This is a genomic window from Mycolicibacterium sphagni (assembly GCF_002250655.1).
Taxonomy (GTDB): Bacteria; Actinomycetota; Actinomycetes; order Mycobacteriales; family Mycobacteriaceae; genus Mycobacterium; species Mycobacterium sphagni.
Map to the genome: position 1 here is coordinate 244,281 of NZ_NOZR01000003.1, position 17,454 is coordinate 261,734.

Genomic DNA, 17,454 nt, shown 5'->3' on the forward strand with positions numbered 1-17,454 from the left:
GTTTTTATTGACTGGCTTTTAAAGGATTAATCAATGTCTGAACTAGATAACAACCCTGACGACGACGTTACTAACGAGGGTGGCGATCCGGCGGATAACACTCCGGAGAACACTTTCAAAGCTATTACCTCTCAAGATGATTTTGATAAGGCCGTAGCTCGTCGTGTTGCGCGTGAGCGTAAGAAGTACGAGGGATTTGAGGACTTCAAGGCTAAGGCTGAGCAGTTCGAAAAGCTTGAGGCTGAAAAGGGTTCTGATATCGAGAAGCTGACTCGTCGCGCCGAAAAGGCTGAGCGCGATTTGGCTTCGCTAACGGAGAAGCTGTCTAAGGCTGAGCGCAATGAGACGGTCCGCGATATTGCTGATGAGCTGGGCCTGCCTAAGAAGCTGGTTAAGCGTGTTCAGGGCGATACCGAGGAAGATATTCGCGCCGACATTGAGGACCTTTTGGAGGGTCTACCTAAGGGCGAAACGAAGGACGATCCTGAGGATAAGGGCAATAAGAAGCCCCCTTCGCAGGCTCCTAAGGCTCGTATGACCTTTACCGCGCCGGGTGATGAGTCGGATCAGGGGCTAGAAGTTAGCGCCGACGACATTCTGAAAGACCTCCCGCGTGGCGGTGGCGTGGGTTAATCCCGCCCCGCATTTCTAACCATATTCCATTTTCCAAATAACTAAATAGAGGAGATTGTCTTGGCTACTCCTGGACACATTTTCGTTAAGCCGGAACTTGTCGCTGAAATCGGCGTCAAGCAGCTTCAGCGCGAGATCGTGCTGCCCGGCCTTGTGTGGACTAACCCGCTAACGAACTTCGGTGGTTCTAAGAACGACACCATTACGGTGCGCGTGCCTGCTATCACCACGGCTCATCGGCGTGATCTGCGTAGCGATGACCGTACGGTTATTGCTAGCGAGCTGATCGAGCACAGCTTCGGTGTGACGCTTGATAAGCACATTTACCAGGCTTTGAAGTTCACGGATGAGCAGCGCACGTTGGATATCCGCGACTACACGTCTCAGGTGCTTATGCCTCAGGTCAGCGCGGTTGCGTATGAGCTTGAGGATTACATCGCTGAGCTGATCGAGGGTGCTCCTTACGAGGAAACCATTCTTATTGATCCGAGCGATACGGTTCCGGCGTTTATCACGGCTGATCAGCGTATGGGTGAGAACTTTGTTCCTACCGATTCGCGGACGCTGGTTGTGGGTTCGGCTGTTGCCGCTGCCCTGGCGAAGGATAAGCAGTTCCGTCATGCCGACTGGAGCGGTGATCAGGCTAATACGGCTCTGCGTGAGGCGCATGTGGGTCGTTTGGCTGGTATGAACGTGATCAAGTCTTTGGCGATTGCGCCGGATAAGGCTTATCTGTGGCACCGGACCGCTTTCATCTTGGCTTACCGTACGCCGGTTGTGCCTGAGGGCGCTAAGGCTGGTGCTTCGTTCTCGGCTAATGGCATCGCTCTGCGTTGGCTGGCTGACTACGACTACTCGCAGCTGGGCGACCGGACCCTGTTGGACGTGTTCACGGGCCGCAAGGTTGTGACTGAGGTCGACGGTTCGTTTGTGCGCGCGGTGGAGCTTCAGCTGACCGCTACGGGCATTTCGATTGTTCAGGGTGCCGCTGTGTCGCTTGCGACCACGACGGGGACCAAGCAGTTGAAGGTTCGTGACGATAACGGCACCGACGTTACGGCGCGTTGCACGTTCTCTAGCGCGACCACGGCTAAGGCCACGGTGAGCTCGGGCGGCAAGGTGACGGGTGTTGCTTCGGGCACGTCGGTTATCACGGCGTCTTACGTTCCGCCGCAGGGTGGTTCGGCTAAGACGGCCACCACGACGGTCACTGTTCCTTAAGGGACTAGCTGATGGCGGGTCTAGCGACGGTAACTGAGCTTCAGACCCTCATGTCTAAGACGTTCGCCGAGGGGAGCGATGAGCTAGCGCAGGCTGAGCTTGTTCTAGCCATCGTTTCCTCTTGGGCAAGGGTGGTGTCCGGTCAGTCATGGCCGGATGCCCCCACGGGCGTTCCGGATGATGTGCGGGCTGTTGTGTTGCAGGCGTCCCGCCGGGAGCTTAAAAACCCTGACCGCGTTATTTCGCGGCAGATGGGTCCGTTCAACGTCACGTTTTCAAGCCCGCCGGATGGGTTCTTCTATCCGGCTGAGTTGGCTATTCTCAAGCGTTTTCGGCGCTCGGGTGGTCTGCGTACGGTGAGCGTTTCTCGCGGCGAGGATGGACGGCCTTGGGCCGGGAAGGTGGGTTATCTCCACTACGGCGAGGGTGACGGTATTTTCCCGTTCTGCTCGGGTGATGAGGGGTACGGTGACCCGGTTCCGTGGAGCTAGAAACTCTGAATGTTTATCGGGGACCTACCGATAGGTACGGGAATCCGAACAAGGATATCCACGGGACTGTTGACGGTGCGTTCGCTTGGGGTGGGCTCCGCTTCGGCGGGACCATCGCTGGCGGTAAGGCTGAAAGTAGTTCCGCATCGCCTCAGCTTTACGTGAGGCGGGGCGCTGACCTCAAGTATCGAGACCGTGTTGAGCGGGCTAATGGGGAAACCTATGTGGTTGGCCGGTGCGCGTGGGATCAGGACTTTCCGCTCGATGGCTACGACTTCGGTTACGTAGTTTTTGAGCTTGAAGCGGGGAATCTCTAATGCCCGCGTCCGGTCACCGGTTGACCGATATTGACATTCCTGAGCCGAATAAGGCTCTGGCGGCGCTGTTGCTTAGCAGGAACATGGAATTGCTTATGGGAATCCTTGGGCAAGAGGTTGTTCTTCGCTATCGGGCGAAGGTTGCTAAGCGCACGGGCCAGCTGGCCGCGTCTGCGAGTTCTCATGTGCAGATCGGTGGTCATAAAAACGACCGCTGGGTTGGCAGGGTCACTATTGGTGGTGATATGGCGGTGGCTAAGTGGTTTAGTCCCCGTAACCCTAACCCTGGCGACTTGTTCTATTACGGCGTCCTCCATGAGCACGGCGACGGTGGCAATCCCCCTTCGGGTTGGGACTTTCCGGCGCATAAGGACTTGAAGGCTGTTGTTGAGAGCATGAATTTTGCGCAGGGGGTTAACTAGTGGCTTTGGTGCTGCCTGACTGGTATGAGGATTCGTTCGTTAACGTCGAGAATTTGTTAATCGACTTGTTCGGCGATCTTTTGCCTGATTGCGAGACGGGGTGCTGGGCACCTGATGATTGGTTGGATAACAAGCTGCCAGTTAAGCCGGTGATTTGGTTCTTCCGGCTGCCTGGTGGGCGCGTGGACTGGTCCGGTCGTAAAGACGAGTGCCAGGTTCAGGTCATGGTGGTCACGGGGAGCCGTGATGATTCGTGGCGGCTAATGGATTTTGTGCGTTCGATGCTTCTGCCCATGCAGGGGGATAAGTACAAGATGGCGGACGGTTATACGGCTCACATTCATAAAGCCGATGAGGTTGCCGGTCCGCAACTGTTGACACCGGGCCAGCGTATCGACACGCGCGTTGTGACGGCCACTTTTCAAGTCTCAGTGTCGATGAAATCCGCGAAGAATTACAAGCAAAAGCTCTATGAGCTTTGGCAACGGCTGCGCGGTTCTTAACCCACAACTAAATAAGGACAACTTAATATGGATTTTTACACGATTAAGGATGCGCAGGCCGACCTTGCTCTAGCGCCCCTAAACCTGACCGTGCTTTTGGCTCCGTATGCGACGACTCCGGCTTTGACGCTGGAATCGCCTACGGATGGGTCTCTGACTATTCCTGATGGGTATAAGTCGGTTGGTCATTTCGAGAAGCAGGCGGGTTTGACGCTCGGTAATGAGTTCGATTCTAAGGATATCGACGCTTACGGTGAGCCTGAGCCCATCCGCACGATTATCAATAAGAAGACGACGACGTTCGATTTCGCCATGTTCCAGAATCAGCGCAATGTGCTGGAGCTGATTCATACGGCGGATTTCTCGCATGTCGAGCCTTCGGCGTTCGGTGGCATTGTTCTTGAGTCGCCCAAGGTGCCTAAGAACATTTACTACCGGGCGATTTTGGTTGGTCTGGATGACCGCAACGACCGTGAGGTTTGGCTTTACTGGCTGATGCCGAAGGTGAAGCTGGACAAGCTGGACAACCAGACGTTTAACGACGACAACGTTCTGACCTACAAGCCGACTTTGAAGGCTTTCAAGGATGACACGTTGGGTTATTCGGTGGCTCAGGGGTTCGCTGGTCCGGGTTGGCGCGACATTGTGGCGCTGGCTGGTTTTGGTCGGGCTCTTACGGCTCTGACGATCACGCCGGGCACGGGCTCGGTGACGGCGGCTACGGGTGCTTCGCACACGGTTCAGCTGCTTGTGGAGGGCGACAACGGCATTAACTACACGCCGGATGTCAAGTTCACGTCGAGCGCTCCTACGAAGGCCACGGTTTCGGCCAGTGGTTTGGTGACGGGTGTTGCTTCGGGCACCACGACGATCACCGCAACCAAGGGCGCGTTGACGGCTACGGCGACCATCACGGTTACCTAAGTCGTTTTGTTTGGGGGGAATGAGGGAGGTAGTCGTTTGGCTGCCTCCCTCTCCCTTTTGTGTTCAAAACTAGTTTATAAGGGGATTATTTTTTATGTCTGATTCTGACATTAATGAGATGGTTGGCTCGCTGTTTAAGGAACTGCTTGATTCGGTTCGCGTTCCGGAGCCTCTTGAGGTTGCGCCTGGCTTGGTTGTGAGTAACCCGACTAAGAAGCAGGCTAATGAGCTTATGAAGGCCACGACTGAGGAAGATGCTCAGCGGATCATCTTTGGTGATCAGTTCGACCGTGCTATGGATTTGTTTGATCCGCAGCCCATCCAGGTGTGGAACGCGTTCATGGAAAAGTATAACGAGCACTTTTTTCGGAAGTAAACGCTTAGATCAGATCGCTTACGTCGCTCATGTTGTTGAGCGGTATTGGAAAGCGATCAACTGGGATTTTCAGCAGATTCTAGGTGTTAATGCGTGGGATTTCTTTGCCGCTCCGTGTCGCTGCGGGCAGTGTCGGGAGCGGCACGGGGATCGGTTGACTTCACGCTATTCCTCCCGGCGAAGCTGGGATCAGTTTCTCATGTTCTATGAGGCGCTTTTGGAGTGGCGTGGTTCCTATGTGCAAGCCCTGTTCCTTAGCGACCCTGACGTTATCAACTCTCAGGCGGACGCCTCTGACGAAGACTGGAAGCCCAAAAAGCCCGGTCTGTGGCAGTGGACTAAGGAAATTGACGCGATGTTTCATGTCGCGGATCAGGTGCAGGCTGGTCGTATCCGTGATCCGGATCATTTCAAGCCTTATCCGAGGCCGGTAATCCCTGCTGAGGTTGAACGAAAGAAGCGTAAGGAACGTAAGTCGAGTTCGGGTATCGAGGCTGCTATGGCGCGTGGGCGTGAGGCGGCTAAGTGGAACTACATAACTTAATAACAATTTAATAGAGGGGGCACCTGTGAGTGAATTTGTTGCCGCCCAGGCGTCGGTGCTTATGGTGCCGTCGCTTGGGAAGGGTGCCAATAGTTTCCAGACCAAGCTCCGCACGCAGCTTGAAAAGGTCCGCGCTTCTGTCGACGTTGAGGTTAAGGCTGACACGGCGAAGATGGTTGCTGAAGTTACGGCGACTAAGAAAGCGCTGGAAAAGGACGCGGTTGTTGTGCCGGTCCATTACCGGACGAGTCGGCAGAGTAAGAGCGACCTTGACAAGCTAAAGCAGAACCTTTCTGAGGTTGGCGACAATTTCGATAAGGTTTCCGATAAGTTCCGCCGGAGTTTGGTCCTGAATCTTCAGGTTGCGGGCATGTCGCAGATTCGGGCTTTGATTCCTCTGTTGGGCGCGGTGAATGCGTCGATTGTGCAGCTCGCGCAGTCGGCGCTTCTGCTGCCCGGAATCTTGGCTGGTGTCGGTACTTCGCTTTTGACGACCGTTCTGGGTGTTAAGGGGCTGGGTGATGCGTTTAAGGCGCAGGCTAAGGCTTCTAAGGATTCAGTGGAGGCGTCGCGCCAGCAGCGGGACGCTAACAATGCGGTGCGGGATTCTACGCGTGATCTGAATTATGCGATCCGTGATGCCAAGCGGAATCTTGAAGACTTGAACGACCAGCTGCGTGATGCGCCGTTGGACGAAGCCGAAGCGATGATGAATCTGCAAGAGGCTATGGCTGAGATGGCCGACACGTCGGGCAAGACGGCTTTCCAGCGCCAAAAGGATGCTTTGCGGGTTGAGAAGTCTGAGGCGTCTCTAGCTGAGACGCGTAAGCGCAATGTGAGGCTACAGCAGGATGTTAACGAGGCCAACAAAAAGGGTATTGCCGGTAATGATCAGGTTGTTGCGGCTACGGAGCGTTTGACTAAGGCGCTTGAGGCTGCGACGGATCATAAGGGTTCGGTTCAGGACCTCGCGGATGCGATGGCGAAGTTGTCTCCGAATGCGCAGGCGTTTGTTACTCAGGTGCGGGCGTTGGGTGATGTTTGGAGCGATCTGCGCAAGTCTGTCCAGGATCGGCTGTTTGACCATCTGGGCGAAGATTTAACCTCCCTGTCGGCTATCACCTTGCCGAACGTGGAAGGTGGCTTACAGCGTGTTGCAGCGGCCATTAACGGCAATCTCCGTACGGCGATGGCTTCGCTCGGGTCGGATTCAAGCCAGGGGTTCTTGTCGCGGATTTTTGGTAACACTGCCGATGCGCAGGCGATGTTTGATCGGGCTATCAATCCTCTGATTGATTCGTTCCTACGGTTGGGTGCGGTCGGGTCGGATTACTTGCCTCGTTTGTCGGACGGTTTCGGCGATGTTATGGCGCGGTTTGACAGGTTCATTGCGCGGGCTGAGGCTGATGGGTCGCTGGACAAGTGGATCAATAACGGTATTGACGCGTTGAAGCAGTTGGGTAACTCGCTGGTCAATGTGGCGTCGATTATGAACTCTGTTGCGGATGCTTTCACTAATTCTGGTGGTAAGACGTTCGGGCAGTGGCTACAAGACAACACGAAGCGCCTAGCGGATTTCCTTAAGGGTCCAGAGGGTCAGCAAAAGTTGACCAAGTTCTTTGTTGACGCACGTACTGAGTTCGCAAAGTGGGAGCCGGTTCTTAAGACTATTCCGGGGATCATTAAGAACATCGCGTCTGCCGGGCGTGATTGGGCCAATGGCATGTTGCCGTTCCTTAACACGATTGGTCCGCTGCTTAGGGATCATCCGGGGTTGGTTAATACGATCTTCACGGCGTACATGTCATGGAAGTCGATTTCTCCGATTGTCTCGGGTATCAACCTGATGCTGGACAATGACTCTGGCATGGTGGGCGCGGCCAAGCGGGCGGCTAAGGCTGTCGGCACCGCGTCAAAGGGTGGCTACGCGAGTGGTGGCCTGTCGGGTGCTTTGAGTGGCTTGGCGACTCTGGTGTCTCCGGGTGGCGTTGTGATGCTCGGGTTGACGGCGGTTACTAGTTACCTTGCGTACGAGTACCTACAGGCTCAGCAGGACGCGGCGGATGCCGCGCAGCATCACGCGAACATGGTTTCACAGCTGCGTACTGAGTTGGATAGCCTGACGGGTTCGTTGACGCAAAAGGGTCTGATCGACGGGCTTAACAAGCTCAAGGGTTGGACTGACGTTAACGAGCGTGATGGTCAGGCGCGCGATGTTCCGAAAGAGGCTGAAGGTCTCATTGGTCGGGAGCTTCTGAATGGGGCTCTAGACCCGACCAACCAGGGGGCGCGCGACCAGGCGGACGCGAAGCTGCGTGAGATTGTCAAGCAGGGTGTCTCTGATCCTAATTCCTTGGCGAATGATGGCACGCTGTCTGCTCAGATGAAGTCGGGCAACTTCTCGGCTGATGACCTTGTGTCGGCGCTGATGGGCGACCAGGCGCAGATCGAACGGTTTAAGAAACTGGGCGGTCCTGGCGGTCCTGGCTACACGCTGTCGGATATCAAGTACGGCCACAAGGGCGGGCTGCCGTTTGGTTTGGACGATAAGCCGGGCTTGTCGGAGCGGGCTCGCAATGCTCTTGACGTTAACAAGGCGATCAATGAGCACACCGATAATGCGTTGTCTGTGGGTAGCGATATCCGGGCTCAGAATCAGTCGATTACGGGTCCTGCTCGTATCATTCCCGGAAAGCCTAATCCGTTCTCGGACTTGGGTATTCGTCATGTGCAGTGGGATACCGACCTGAGCGGTGGTGCCGCTATCGAGGTTAACCAGTCGCCAAGTGAGTCCCTGATTGAGGACATTAAGAAGAACGGCGGCACTGTCGAGCCTTTGGCTGGCGGCAACGGCGCGATCATTCATCTTGATCCCGATAGGGCAAAGCTCTACGTGGAGAAGGGGTTTGCGGCGGGCGGGTTGCAGGCTGGTCCTGGCACCGGTACGTCTGATTCCATTCTGGCGAAGGTGTCTAATGGCGAGTTCATTTCGCGGGCTCAGTCGGTGCGCAAGTATGGTCCGGAGTTCTACGACGCCCTTAACCGGGGGTTGATTGATCCTTTGGATTTGCCGGGCTTCGCGGGTGGTGGTTTGTTCGGTAGCGGGTTCCGGCTTGGGCCGGATATTGCGCCGCCGGATGTGCCGGATGTTCCTTCGCTGTTTGATCCTCCGGGCTCTGGGCCTTCACAGGCTGGCGGTACTCAGTTGGGGCCGTGGGTGGTTCCGCAGGGTGTGTTTGACGCGAGTCGGACGTTGGGTCCTCTTGGTCCTAATCCTGGGTCTAGTGATCCGCCGCGCCTGCCTGGTGCGTTGCCTGGTGTTCCCGCCTCTGGCGGGTTGGCGGGTAGTGCGGCGGCAGGCGTTAAGGCGGCTAAGCCGTCTGCGCCTTGGGCTCCGGCGGCGGATTCGTCAAGCAGCAGTGCTTGGTCACCTGAGCAGCATTTGAGCGATACGGCGACTTCGCCGGGTCCTGGCAACGATCAGGGCTTCGGTGGGGCGGCTACGACCGCTGATCCGGGCGAGACGAAGAACATGTTTGGGCTGACGCCTAGTGATGGTGATCCGTTGGGCCTTAGTGGTCTTCCGGATAACTTGCAGCCAGTCAGCATCCTTGACCAGATCGGGGAGGTTCTACTTAGTGCGGTGTTGGGGTTCTTCGGGATTGATCCGACGTACTTCAATATCGGCAAGCGCATCTTCACCGGGGTCACCGGTACAGGTAAGAACGGCAAAAAGAGGAAGGGCAAGGGCGAGCCCACAGATGAGGTTGATGGTGTCAATGGCATCATCGCCAATCACAAGGGCCAGATGGATGCCGAAATGCCGGGATTCGTTGGAACGCTTAGCTCTTTCGCGGGTGCGCCTGATCATGCGGGCGGTGCCGGTGGCCTGAAGCAGAATGCGCGGACGCTTCGTAATGAGTTGTTCGCTAAGTATCCGATGCTTAAGGATATCGGCGGTTTTCGTCAGGATGCGTTGCCGGAGCATCCATCTGGGCGTGCGTTGGACATTATGATTCCGAAGTGGGATTCCCCGGAAGGGGCTGCTCTGGGGGATCAGATTCTCCAGGACGTTATGTCTCAGCCGGATTTCTACGGCGCTATCTGGCGCGGGAAGTCCTACGGGTACGGGAACTCGGGGCCGATGCCTTACACGCAGGGCGGTAACGATCCGACTCAGGGTCATTACAACCATGTCCATGTGTGGCTGAAAGAGGTTGCTCAGAACGCGGCTAAGTACGCTAACGGTGGCCTGTTGAGTGGAGATGGCACGGGTCGGTCGGACTCGATGCTGGCGCGGGTTAGTAACGGCGAGTTCATCACTCGCGCGGCGAGTGTCGCCAAGTACGGTCGCGGGTTCTTTGACGCGATCAATGCTGGTGCGATTGACCCGGCGTTGTTGCCTCGCTTTGCGGACGGTACGCCTCCGTTGTTGCCGTTGGGTATTGGTTCTGCTGCTACGGCGGCTCCACCTGTTTCTACGCCTATGGCGAATACGGATCAGACGGGGTTGGGCCAGCCTCAGGCTTCGGCTGGTGGTGTTGACCTTGCGGGCCTAGGCGGTTCGGCTAAGCCGGGTGCTATGGGTCCGGATGGTGGCGCTAATCCGCGTGGGCAGCTCGGGGCGGCTCCGACGAACATGGACCACAACAACCCTGCTTTGTCTAAGGGCATTAAGGGTGCGTGGAGCACGATTGGCTCGTTGGCTGCGCAGGCGGCTTCGCTGGCGGTTGCTGGTGCCTCTGGGGGTGCCGGTGGGCTTGGCGGTGGTGCCGCTGGCTCGGGTATCCAGGCTGCCGCCGAGATGGGCGGGCAGTGGGCGTCGGGTGCGATGAACATTCTGTCCAGCTTGCTTGTCGGGACGGCTCCGGGCTCGGGTGGCACGACGCAGAACGCTTATGGCGCTCCGGTGTTACCTCAGGGTCCTCCGCAGTCTCAGCAGGGCGGTCCAGCGATTGTTAACAACTACGGCGATATCCACACTGCGGACTACAGCGAGTTCCATCGCGGTCAGGAACGCATGTTGGCGCAGCAGGTCGGTCCCGGTCTGCCTATGCGCTAAAGCGCGATAAATCGAGCATAAGGGCACCCGGCTTTCTTTTGAGAGCCGGGTGCCTATTTATGCCTGAAATTTACAACTTAATAGGGGGGGTGGTTGATGTCGGACTATCTCAAGATCGAGCTAATTGGTCGAGATGATTCGCATTGGGTGTTGTCCGGGCCGGGGGCGGGCGAACAGAAAGTAACCCTTTCACCTGGTTCTCTGGAGCAGTTCTTTGATGCTCCGGTTAAGACTCTGTTTGTTCCGGGGCCGTTTGGTGAGGAATACGCGGGTAAGCGTGCTCAGCGCCGCGAGATTGTTTTCACGGTTCAGGCGTGGGATGAAGACCCTGAAACCTGGTCGACTGTCGATTCGGCTTGGCGCTGGGCGTGGGATTACGACGAAGAATCAACTATCCGGGTCACCACCAGTGATGGTGTTCGCTGGCTGAAGGTGCGCCTTTTGGAGGCTCCTAAGCCTTATTACGAAAAGGACCCGCATATCACTGCGGATAACCCAATCGTTATGACGGTTACGGCGACGTTCCCGTATTGGCAGGAAGAACCTAGGACTTACGTCTGGACGACGTTAGAAATTAATGACCGGACGACTTTCCCGGTTCGCAATGACGGTGATGTTCCGGTTTGGCTGCGGTGGACGTTGACCGCGCCCGGCTTGTGGACTTTGCCGGATTTCAGCTGGCGCAATGACATGTACTCGCGGGGGGATGAGGACGCGGGGCGCACGATTGTGCTGCCGGAGCTGCGGGCTGGTGAGCATGTGTCGGTTGATTCCGACCCGCGTGTGCAGACGATTGTGTCGGCGAATGGTATGCCGACGCAGAACCGCTGGAAGGGCAACGATCTTCTTTATCCGCTAATGCCCGGTAAGGGCGCGGACATTCCTGTTCGGGTTCAGAATGCGACTACTGGTGCGGCGTGCAAGCTGGTTGTTTCGCGCTGGTTTTCGCGTCCGTGGTCGCGGCCTAAGGCTCGGCGCTAATGGCGGGCGGGTGGACGGACATTCTGTCCAAAGCTGGCGGCAATGCGTGGTCGGCGCTAGATGCGATTGATGCGGCGGCTGCGGAAGTTCGGCAGGGCAATGAATCGCTAAGGCGAGCTAAGCCCCTGATCCGTTTGTGGATGAACGATCCGGACGGTGGGGCGGGCCTGGTCTATGTCGGTCGCGTCGATTACGACGACACTATTCGTGGATCGTTCCCTTTTAAGAACAACACGCCATCTCAGGGTGTTATTGAGCTGCGGGACGAACACTATTTGGCGATATGGCTCAAGCAGTTGCCTAATAATCCGGAGCTTAAGAAGAACGTTGTTATCACAGTTGACTTTTACGGCGGCAAAAAGCGCTGGTCGGGAATGCTTGATCGGTGGACGATCAAATCTAAGGACCATGTTAAGTATCTAGAGGTCACGTTTAACGACGACCTTACTATGCTGCAATACCTGCTGTGTCCGCCTAATCCGTTCTTGCCGATTCCGGCATTTCAATTTCCGCGCGTATTTGGCCTGGCCGGACCGGCAAAGTGGGCAATTTCTGTCGTAATTTTGCTCAATCTAATTCGGGTTCAGACGAGTGTCTATGGGCTCCCTGATGATCCGTTTAGTTTGGACTCTTGGGGCGATGCTCTCGACTGGTCGGACTGGCAGTGTTTCATTAAGGCTAACCCGTTCAACCTTGACGATAGTGCGGTGTGGACGTTCCTGTCCGCGCGTATGAATCCGGTTGACTCGGTGATCGCGGACGCTCTTGACGATGCGCAGTTGACTATTACCTACCGCCGCGTTCTTACGGTTGATGGTGAAACAGCGAGCGGCTTTATTGGCGCTAACGCGATTAAGAATGGCGCGCTGGTGTTTGAGGTAGTCGACAACAGTAACGCGACGGCGCTGGAGGGCACGTTCTTTGAGGGGACCATCATTGATGGCTTCGTTCGGAGTGTCCTGCTTTACGGTGGCGGGTTTGTTGAGGACACGCTTAGTGTTGTTGGTGGCGATCAGACGTTGCAGCCTGATGAGTATTACCAGTCCGGGTTCCTTGGAACTATGGCGAAAATGCCGTGGCTGGTTATTCGGGATACTGAGTGGACGCCTATTGAGTCGTCTGACTTGTCTTGGGGACCGGCTAAGAACGTTAGCGTCGTGGTTGGTGGTGATAATCCGGCTGCGGATGCTGTCGCCAAGCTGATTATTGAGACGACCGGCAACCTGCTTGGCTATTTCCTGCTTGGCGGGTTTAGCTCGGCGGGCTCTATCGCGTCGGACATCATTATGCCGTTCCTGGTCGGAACCATCGCGGCCTGGCTGCATTGGAAGAACACCGGTAGGGCTACGCAGCTTGGTTGGGTCCATTACTGGGAGCTGTATCAGCAGGGCGCGGAGTCAAATAGCTGGTCGCTGGCGGCTCTATCGGCTTTGCGTGGCGGGTTCCTGGTCGGCAAGGCCGAGACGATGCATTTGATGGCCCTACACGATTCGTGGGTCATTCCTGGCGTCCATATTGATATCGGGCAGCGAATGGGCTCTACCGTCAATTCTAAAGGCGTTGAAGGCATCATCTGGGTTAACCAGCTTGAGGAAATGACAGCTGCTTGGGATCACTCTGGTGGGGGGTCTACGCCTTTGTCGTGGGTCCTTAAGGCCGGTAAGTCTGATCGGGCTATGAGTGTGGGCGAGCGTGTCGCTCGCATCTCTAAGAAATTGAGTGAAGCCGTGAACAACGTGGGTGTCCACATCGTTCAGGGCTAATTGGAATGAACACCCGCGTACCTACTGGCGTGGGCAGCTCATGTAAATGCTGCCGTAAATCGAGTCCGGGTTGTCCGTCCATGCCGAGGGACGTAAAGGCATGGCACAAAACTTAAGAGGGGGCGAGTTGGCTAAGACGCAGGCCGAATGCGATTTGGACGACCCAAGGGAAATGTTTGCGTGGATGTTTGCGGCTGGCGTTCCTGACGAGCGATCTAGCGGCAAGTTCCCTAATCAGCCGTTGATTCCGCCGATGTGTTATGGCGCGCTTAGCGAAATGCTCTACAAGATGGGTGCCCGGTTCCATCCGGAGGAACAGCAGTTGTGGGTTGAAGCGGGCAGTGGTCCGCATAGCAATTTCCAGGTTGCTAAGACTACGGACGTTAAGCCGGAAGAAATTGCGCCCAATGTCGCGGAGATGGTCAGTGATCAGTATCCGGACCTTGCAAAGAGGTTGGCGGATGTAACGCCGGAGACGCATAAGGAAGCTCTGGCTGAGATTTCTACGAAGTTGCTGGCGAATTTGGATCAGCTGAGGGCGGCGCGCGCCCGCTTGGAGGGGGGCGAGTCGTAAATGGGCTCTCTGCCAAACCAGGCCGCTGGTCTAGATGGCGGTGCGTGGCTGGCTCATTGGGTCAGCCAGAACGATCTAAGCAAGCTTGCGCACCGTACCGAGGATGAGATTCGGGACTATTTCAACGGTTTGATGGGATTGTCGACGCCGTGGGTCAATGCAGCCCAGGCTTTCTTTCAGGGCATCCTTAAGGGCTTTCAGAACCTTGAGCATTTCCTGGCGTTGATGGTTCAGTCGATCACCGGGGCAGCCAATCAGGGTCTTACGTACCTGGCGGGCTATATGCATGACCGCTGGGTTGACCTAACGACGCTGTTTACCAAGATTCAGTCGCTTCTAGATGCGATTGGTCAGGCTTTCTGGGAAACCTTAGATACCGGTTTTGGTATCACCGACACTTTCAATGCGATTAAGGGTCTGCTGGGCCTTGGTCGTGGTGCTCAGGAAAGCGCTGACACTGCGAACATTGGTGTGCAGATTCTTAAGTTGCAGGGCAATCCTGGCGTGACGGGTTATGACGAGTTTGATTACCCGTCTGCGGGCACTTTGCCTAGCGCTATCTACGATTTGTATGCGGGTGGGCCTGGCGGTGGAAGTTACGGCCCTAGCGGTAGTGGATTCCTTACGTGGAAGTCGTCTGGTACTTCCTTGCGGTGGAATATCTATCGACATAAGGCTTCGACCCTTTCTACGGATTACGGGTCTGTCACGGCGGTGTGGGCTAGGAGTGTCCCGTCCGCGATGATCAGCAACGACGGTTATGGCTATTTGTGTGGCCGGTTTAGTAACACGTCTTCTGCGACGCATGTGCGGGCTCGCGTTAGTGACACGCAGGTTCAGATTCAGGCGGTCGTGGCGGGCGCGGTAACCAATATTGGTTCTCCTGTATCGGTGACTACTAAGAGTGGTGACACTTGGGAATTTCGTTACGGCAATAAAGCTACTGCCAATAAGTACGAGTTCAAGGTAATTCAGAACGGCACGACTGTTCTAACGGTTAACGACAGTAGCCATGTATCGGTGCTGGAGTCGTCGCCTGGTGCTGGCGATTTTCGCCAGTGTGGTTTTGGCGGTCAGGCGAGCCTTTGGTGGCCCGCTTTGTCGGTGCCTGGGCAGGCTGGTCCCCCGTTGATGGCGGGCTGGACGTGGGCCGATCAATAAGGGGGGTTTATGAGTGTGTTTGTTGATGGGCATTGCCATCTTGATAGCGCTTCGGTGATGTTTTCCGTGCTGGAGGAATTGGCTGGCGGGAATGCGGCTAAGTACCGGGGGCGTGTCCAGGTTTGGCCGGTGGGTGAAGCGGCTTCGTGGTCACTGGAGCTGCACGACGCTAAGGACCGGCTTACGCAAGCCGTTATTGGTGATCACCTGATTTTGACGTACGGGCTTCTAGTGAAGGTCACGGACGAGGAATATCGGGAAGGGGCGTAGATGGCCCGCCAGGTATTCATTGAGCGCCTACGGAAAGACCCAATCGAGCGGTTGGATTACACCTTCCCGTGGGGTGGGTTTCTAGCCCCTATTGATGACCACATCGTTGATGCGGAAATGCTGATTGAGGGCGATCCACAGTTGCAGGTTTGGCTGTCGCAATTCTCTGAGTTTGACGCAACGGTCGGCATTAGTGGCGGCACCTTGGGTGCTAAGCCAGCTGTTTCGTGCGTGATTACGACGAGCGCGGGCCGCGTCTTTAAGCGGTCTATCCAAGTCGCAATTATTAAGCGATAGGGAGTAGTTATTTATGTCGGGCTTTACTGTTTATTTTGTTAATCATGTGTTGGAACACTGCCTGGGTGGGGTTCTTTGGACTCCACCAACGGACGTGTATTTGAAGCTTCATAAGGACGATCCCGGCCCTGATGGGTCGGCTAACGCGTCTGTTGTGACGACCCGTAAGCGTGTCTCGTTTTCATCGGCGTCGGGTGGCGCTATCACGGTGACTAACGACATTAGTTGGACGATGGCGTCTCCGGAGAGTATCGGCTGGCTTAGCGGGTGGGATTCCCTGAGTGCCGGTAATTGTTTGTTTACGGTGAAGCTGGAGGCTTCTAAGAACCTGTTTTCTGGTGATACGGCGAATCTTCCGGCTGGGCTGACGTTGCGGCTATCGGCAGGTGCGTAGTGGCAGTATTTTTTGACGCTACGGGGGCGGGTGATCTTTATTCAGCTCCGCAGATTTCTTTGGTCGATCCGTCTATTTCGTGGAAGCACACTGCTAGCGGTTCGCAGATCGGGGTGCTTGTCGCTCTGGGGTTCTGGGGTGCCGGTGCTGTTCTGAGCGATTTGACGCGGACTGTTAAGTACGCGGGCGAGAAGATGATTTCTCTGGGTGTCGAGCAGTGGGACACCGTTGATGGTTGGACTGAGCTGTTTGGCCTGACTGATGTCCAGGCGGGCACGGCGACGGTCACGGCGAAGCTGACTGGTGGGCCATTGGCTACAGGGCGGCGGCTACGTGGCGGGTCGGTGTCATATACCGGCGTAGACGATTTCGTGACTGTTGCGAAGGCTCACGGGGCTTCTACAGGGCCGCTACTCATGTCGAACACGGGGCCGCTGGCGTCTCGCGTGGTTCAGGCGTTCGCGTCGCGGTACGTGGGCTTTACGGCCTACAACCAGACTCAGCGGTACTTGAGTAATACGGGAGTCGCCCTGGTTATTGGGGACGGGGCTGGCACGGGTGGACCTACGTCGTTCTCTACGGCGCGTTCCGCTTCGGGCGGCTGGTCTGGAGTCTCTGTTGTCGCAACTCCTGCCGACAGCGTTTTGACCGCTGGCAGCTTGTCTGGAGACACGTCGTTCTCCGTGCCCGGCTTTCGCCGTTTAGCGCGACCGGGGATGCCACGTCGGACGCTGCTGCGTAACCCACCAGAAAGGTAAGGGGGTTTAATTGCCGACGCTTTTTACAATGAACGCGGATATCAACGATTTTGTAGCGGGCGCTTTTACGGGCGCTGCCGGTGCGAAGATCATCTTCACCCTTAACGTTGGTGGTCTCGTTAAGGTTACGGACACTGAACGTATTTCACTGTTGTCCGTTAAGCCGGTGGTCGGGTATATCCGCTCGGACGGTCGCATGTATGACTCGCCAGCTATTTCGGCTTCGCCTTTTGATGTTGGCGACCCCGGCAAGCTGGGTGTGCGGCTACTTGCTAACGCGGCCACCTTCCTTTATCCGGGCGACGTGTCTTATCACGTAGTCGGGTATCGGTTGGTCGATGGTGTGATGACCAAGTTTATCGAGTTCTACACCGGGGCTGTCCCGGCTTCCGACTCGGCGGCGAACTTGGCTGATTTCATGCCTAATCCGGCTGCGCCTGAGGGTGCGGTGAAGTTTAAGGACCCTAACGCCAGGCTCGATTTTGGTGTCGATTGGGGCGGGGCGCTACTTGGCGGCGATGTGATCGTGTCGTCAACGTGGATTATCTCTGAGACTAACGACGGAATCCTTGTTATTGATGACGATTCGTTTACAGCGACTCGGGCGACGGTTTGGTTGACCGGGGGAGCTGTTGGGTTCACATACAAGGTGACTAACCGGATCGTGACGGCTGCTGGCCGTATTGATGATTGGACTTTGCGGGTCAAGATTCTTGATCAGTAAGTCTTGCGTTTACAACTTAATCCAAAAATAGAATAGAGG

At 56.1% G+C, this 17,454-nt stretch carries 17 protein-coding genes; all 17 read left to right on the forward strand.

The genetic code is table 11. From position 1 onward, the window contains the following. Nucleotides 1–33 precede the first annotated feature (33 nt). Nucleotides 34–633 (forward strand): capsid assembly scaffolding protein Gp46 family protein, encoded by a 600-nt coding sequence (locus CG716_RS05365; protein WP_094477161.1) that lies wholly within the window; start codon nt 34–36, stop codon nt 631–633. Nucleotides 634–693: 60 nt separating this feature from the next. Continuing rightward, entirely contained in the window at nt 694–1,854 is a 1,161-nt protein-coding gene (locus CG716_RS05370) for a P22 phage major capsid protein family protein (protein ID WP_094477163.1), read from the forward strand. 50 nt (nt 1,855–1,904) lie between these two features. After that, nucleotides 1,905–2,345 carry a hypothetical protein gene (locus CG716_RS05375; RefSeq protein ID WP_207760580.1) on the forward strand — a complete coding sequence of 147 codons (441 nt, stop codon included), beginning with the start codon at nt 1,905–1,907 and terminating at the stop codon, nt 2,343–2,345. 337 nt (nt 2,346–2,682) lie between these two features. Further along, entirely contained in the window at nt 2,683–3,084 is a 402-nt protein-coding gene (locus tag CG716_RS05385; protein WP_207760581.1) for a hypothetical protein, read from the forward strand. Further along, the gene (locus CG716_RS05390; RefSeq protein WP_094477171.1) at nt 3,084–3,587 is read left to right on the forward strand and encodes a phage tail termination protein; all 504 of its coding nucleotides are present in this window, start codon (nt 3,084–3,086) and stop codon (nt 3,585–3,587) included. The genes CG716_RS05385 and CG716_RS05390 overlap by 1 nt, the downstream gene beginning before the upstream one ends. A gap of 27 nt (nt 3,588–3,614) precedes the next feature. Further along, complete coding sequence (locus tag CG716_RS05395) at nt 3,615–4,511, forward strand: Ig-like domain-containing protein (protein WP_094477173.1); 897 nt, start codon at nt 3,615–3,617, stop codon at nt 4,509–4,511. Between the two features lie 94 nt (nt 4,512–4,605). After that, nucleotides 4,606–4,887 (forward strand): hypothetical protein, encoded by a 282-nt coding sequence (locus tag CG716_RS05400; protein WP_094477175.1) that lies wholly within the window; start codon nt 4,606–4,608, stop codon nt 4,885–4,887. Nucleotides 4,888–5,086: 199 nt separating this feature from the next. After that, a complete protein-coding gene (locus tag CG716_RS05405; protein WP_094477177.1) occupies nt 5,087–5,431 on the forward strand; it encodes a hypothetical protein in 345 nt (114 codons plus the stop codon). 25 nt (nt 5,432–5,456) lie between these two features. After that, on the forward strand, nt 5,457–10,493 hold the full coding sequence (locus CG716_RS05410) for a VldE C-terminal domain-containing protein (protein ID WP_094477179.1): 5,037 nt from the start codon (nt 5,457–5,459) through the stop codon (nt 10,491–10,493). A gap of 96 nt (nt 10,494–10,589) precedes the next feature. Further along, nucleotides 10,590–11,474: a hypothetical protein gene (locus CG716_RS05415; RefSeq protein ID WP_094477181.1), complete on the forward strand. Its 885-nt coding sequence runs from the start codon at nt 10,590–10,592 to the stop codon at nt 11,472–11,474. Further along, on the forward strand, nt 11,474–13,237 hold the full coding sequence (locus CG716_RS05420) for a Gp37-like protein (RefSeq protein WP_094477183.1): 1,764 nt from the start codon (nt 11,474–11,476) through the stop codon (nt 13,235–13,237). The genes CG716_RS05415 and CG716_RS05420 overlap by 1 nt, the downstream gene beginning before the upstream one ends. A 127-nt stretch (nt 13,238–13,364) precedes the next feature. Next, nucleotides 13,365–13,811 carry a phage gene 29 protein family protein gene (locus tag CG716_RS05425; protein ID WP_094477383.1) on the forward strand — a complete coding sequence of 149 codons (447 nt, stop codon included), beginning with the start codon at nt 13,365–13,367 and terminating at the stop codon, nt 13,809–13,811. Beyond that, nucleotides 13,812–14,972 (forward strand): DUF7257 domain-containing protein, encoded by a 1,161-nt coding sequence (locus CG716_RS05430; protein WP_094477185.1) that lies wholly within the window; start codon nt 13,812–13,814, stop codon nt 14,970–14,972. Nucleotides 14,973–14,981: 9 nt separating this feature from the next. Next, complete coding sequence (locus tag CG716_RS05435) at nt 14,982–15,242, forward strand: hypothetical protein (RefSeq protein ID WP_133066875.1); 261 nt, start codon at nt 14,982–14,984, stop codon at nt 15,240–15,242. Further along, nucleotides 15,243–15,539: a phage fiber-tail adaptor protein gene (locus CG716_RS05440; protein ID WP_094477189.1), complete on the forward strand. Its 297-nt coding sequence runs from the start codon at nt 15,243–15,245 to the stop codon at nt 15,537–15,539. A 13-nt stretch (nt 15,540–15,552) separates the two neighbouring features. Then, nucleotides 15,553–15,933, forward strand: a complete 381-nt coding sequence (locus tag CG716_RS31310) for a phage tail fiber protein (RefSeq protein WP_420093172.1) — start codon at nt 15,553–15,555, stop codon at nt 15,931–15,933. A 786-nt stretch (nt 15,934–16,719) separates the two neighbouring features. After that, nucleotides 16,720–17,415: a phage fiber-tail adaptor protein gene (locus tag CG716_RS05445; RefSeq protein ID WP_094477191.1), complete on the forward strand. Its 696-nt coding sequence runs from the start codon at nt 16,720–16,722 to the stop codon at nt 17,413–17,415. Nucleotides 17,416–17,454: the final 39 nt, after the last annotated feature.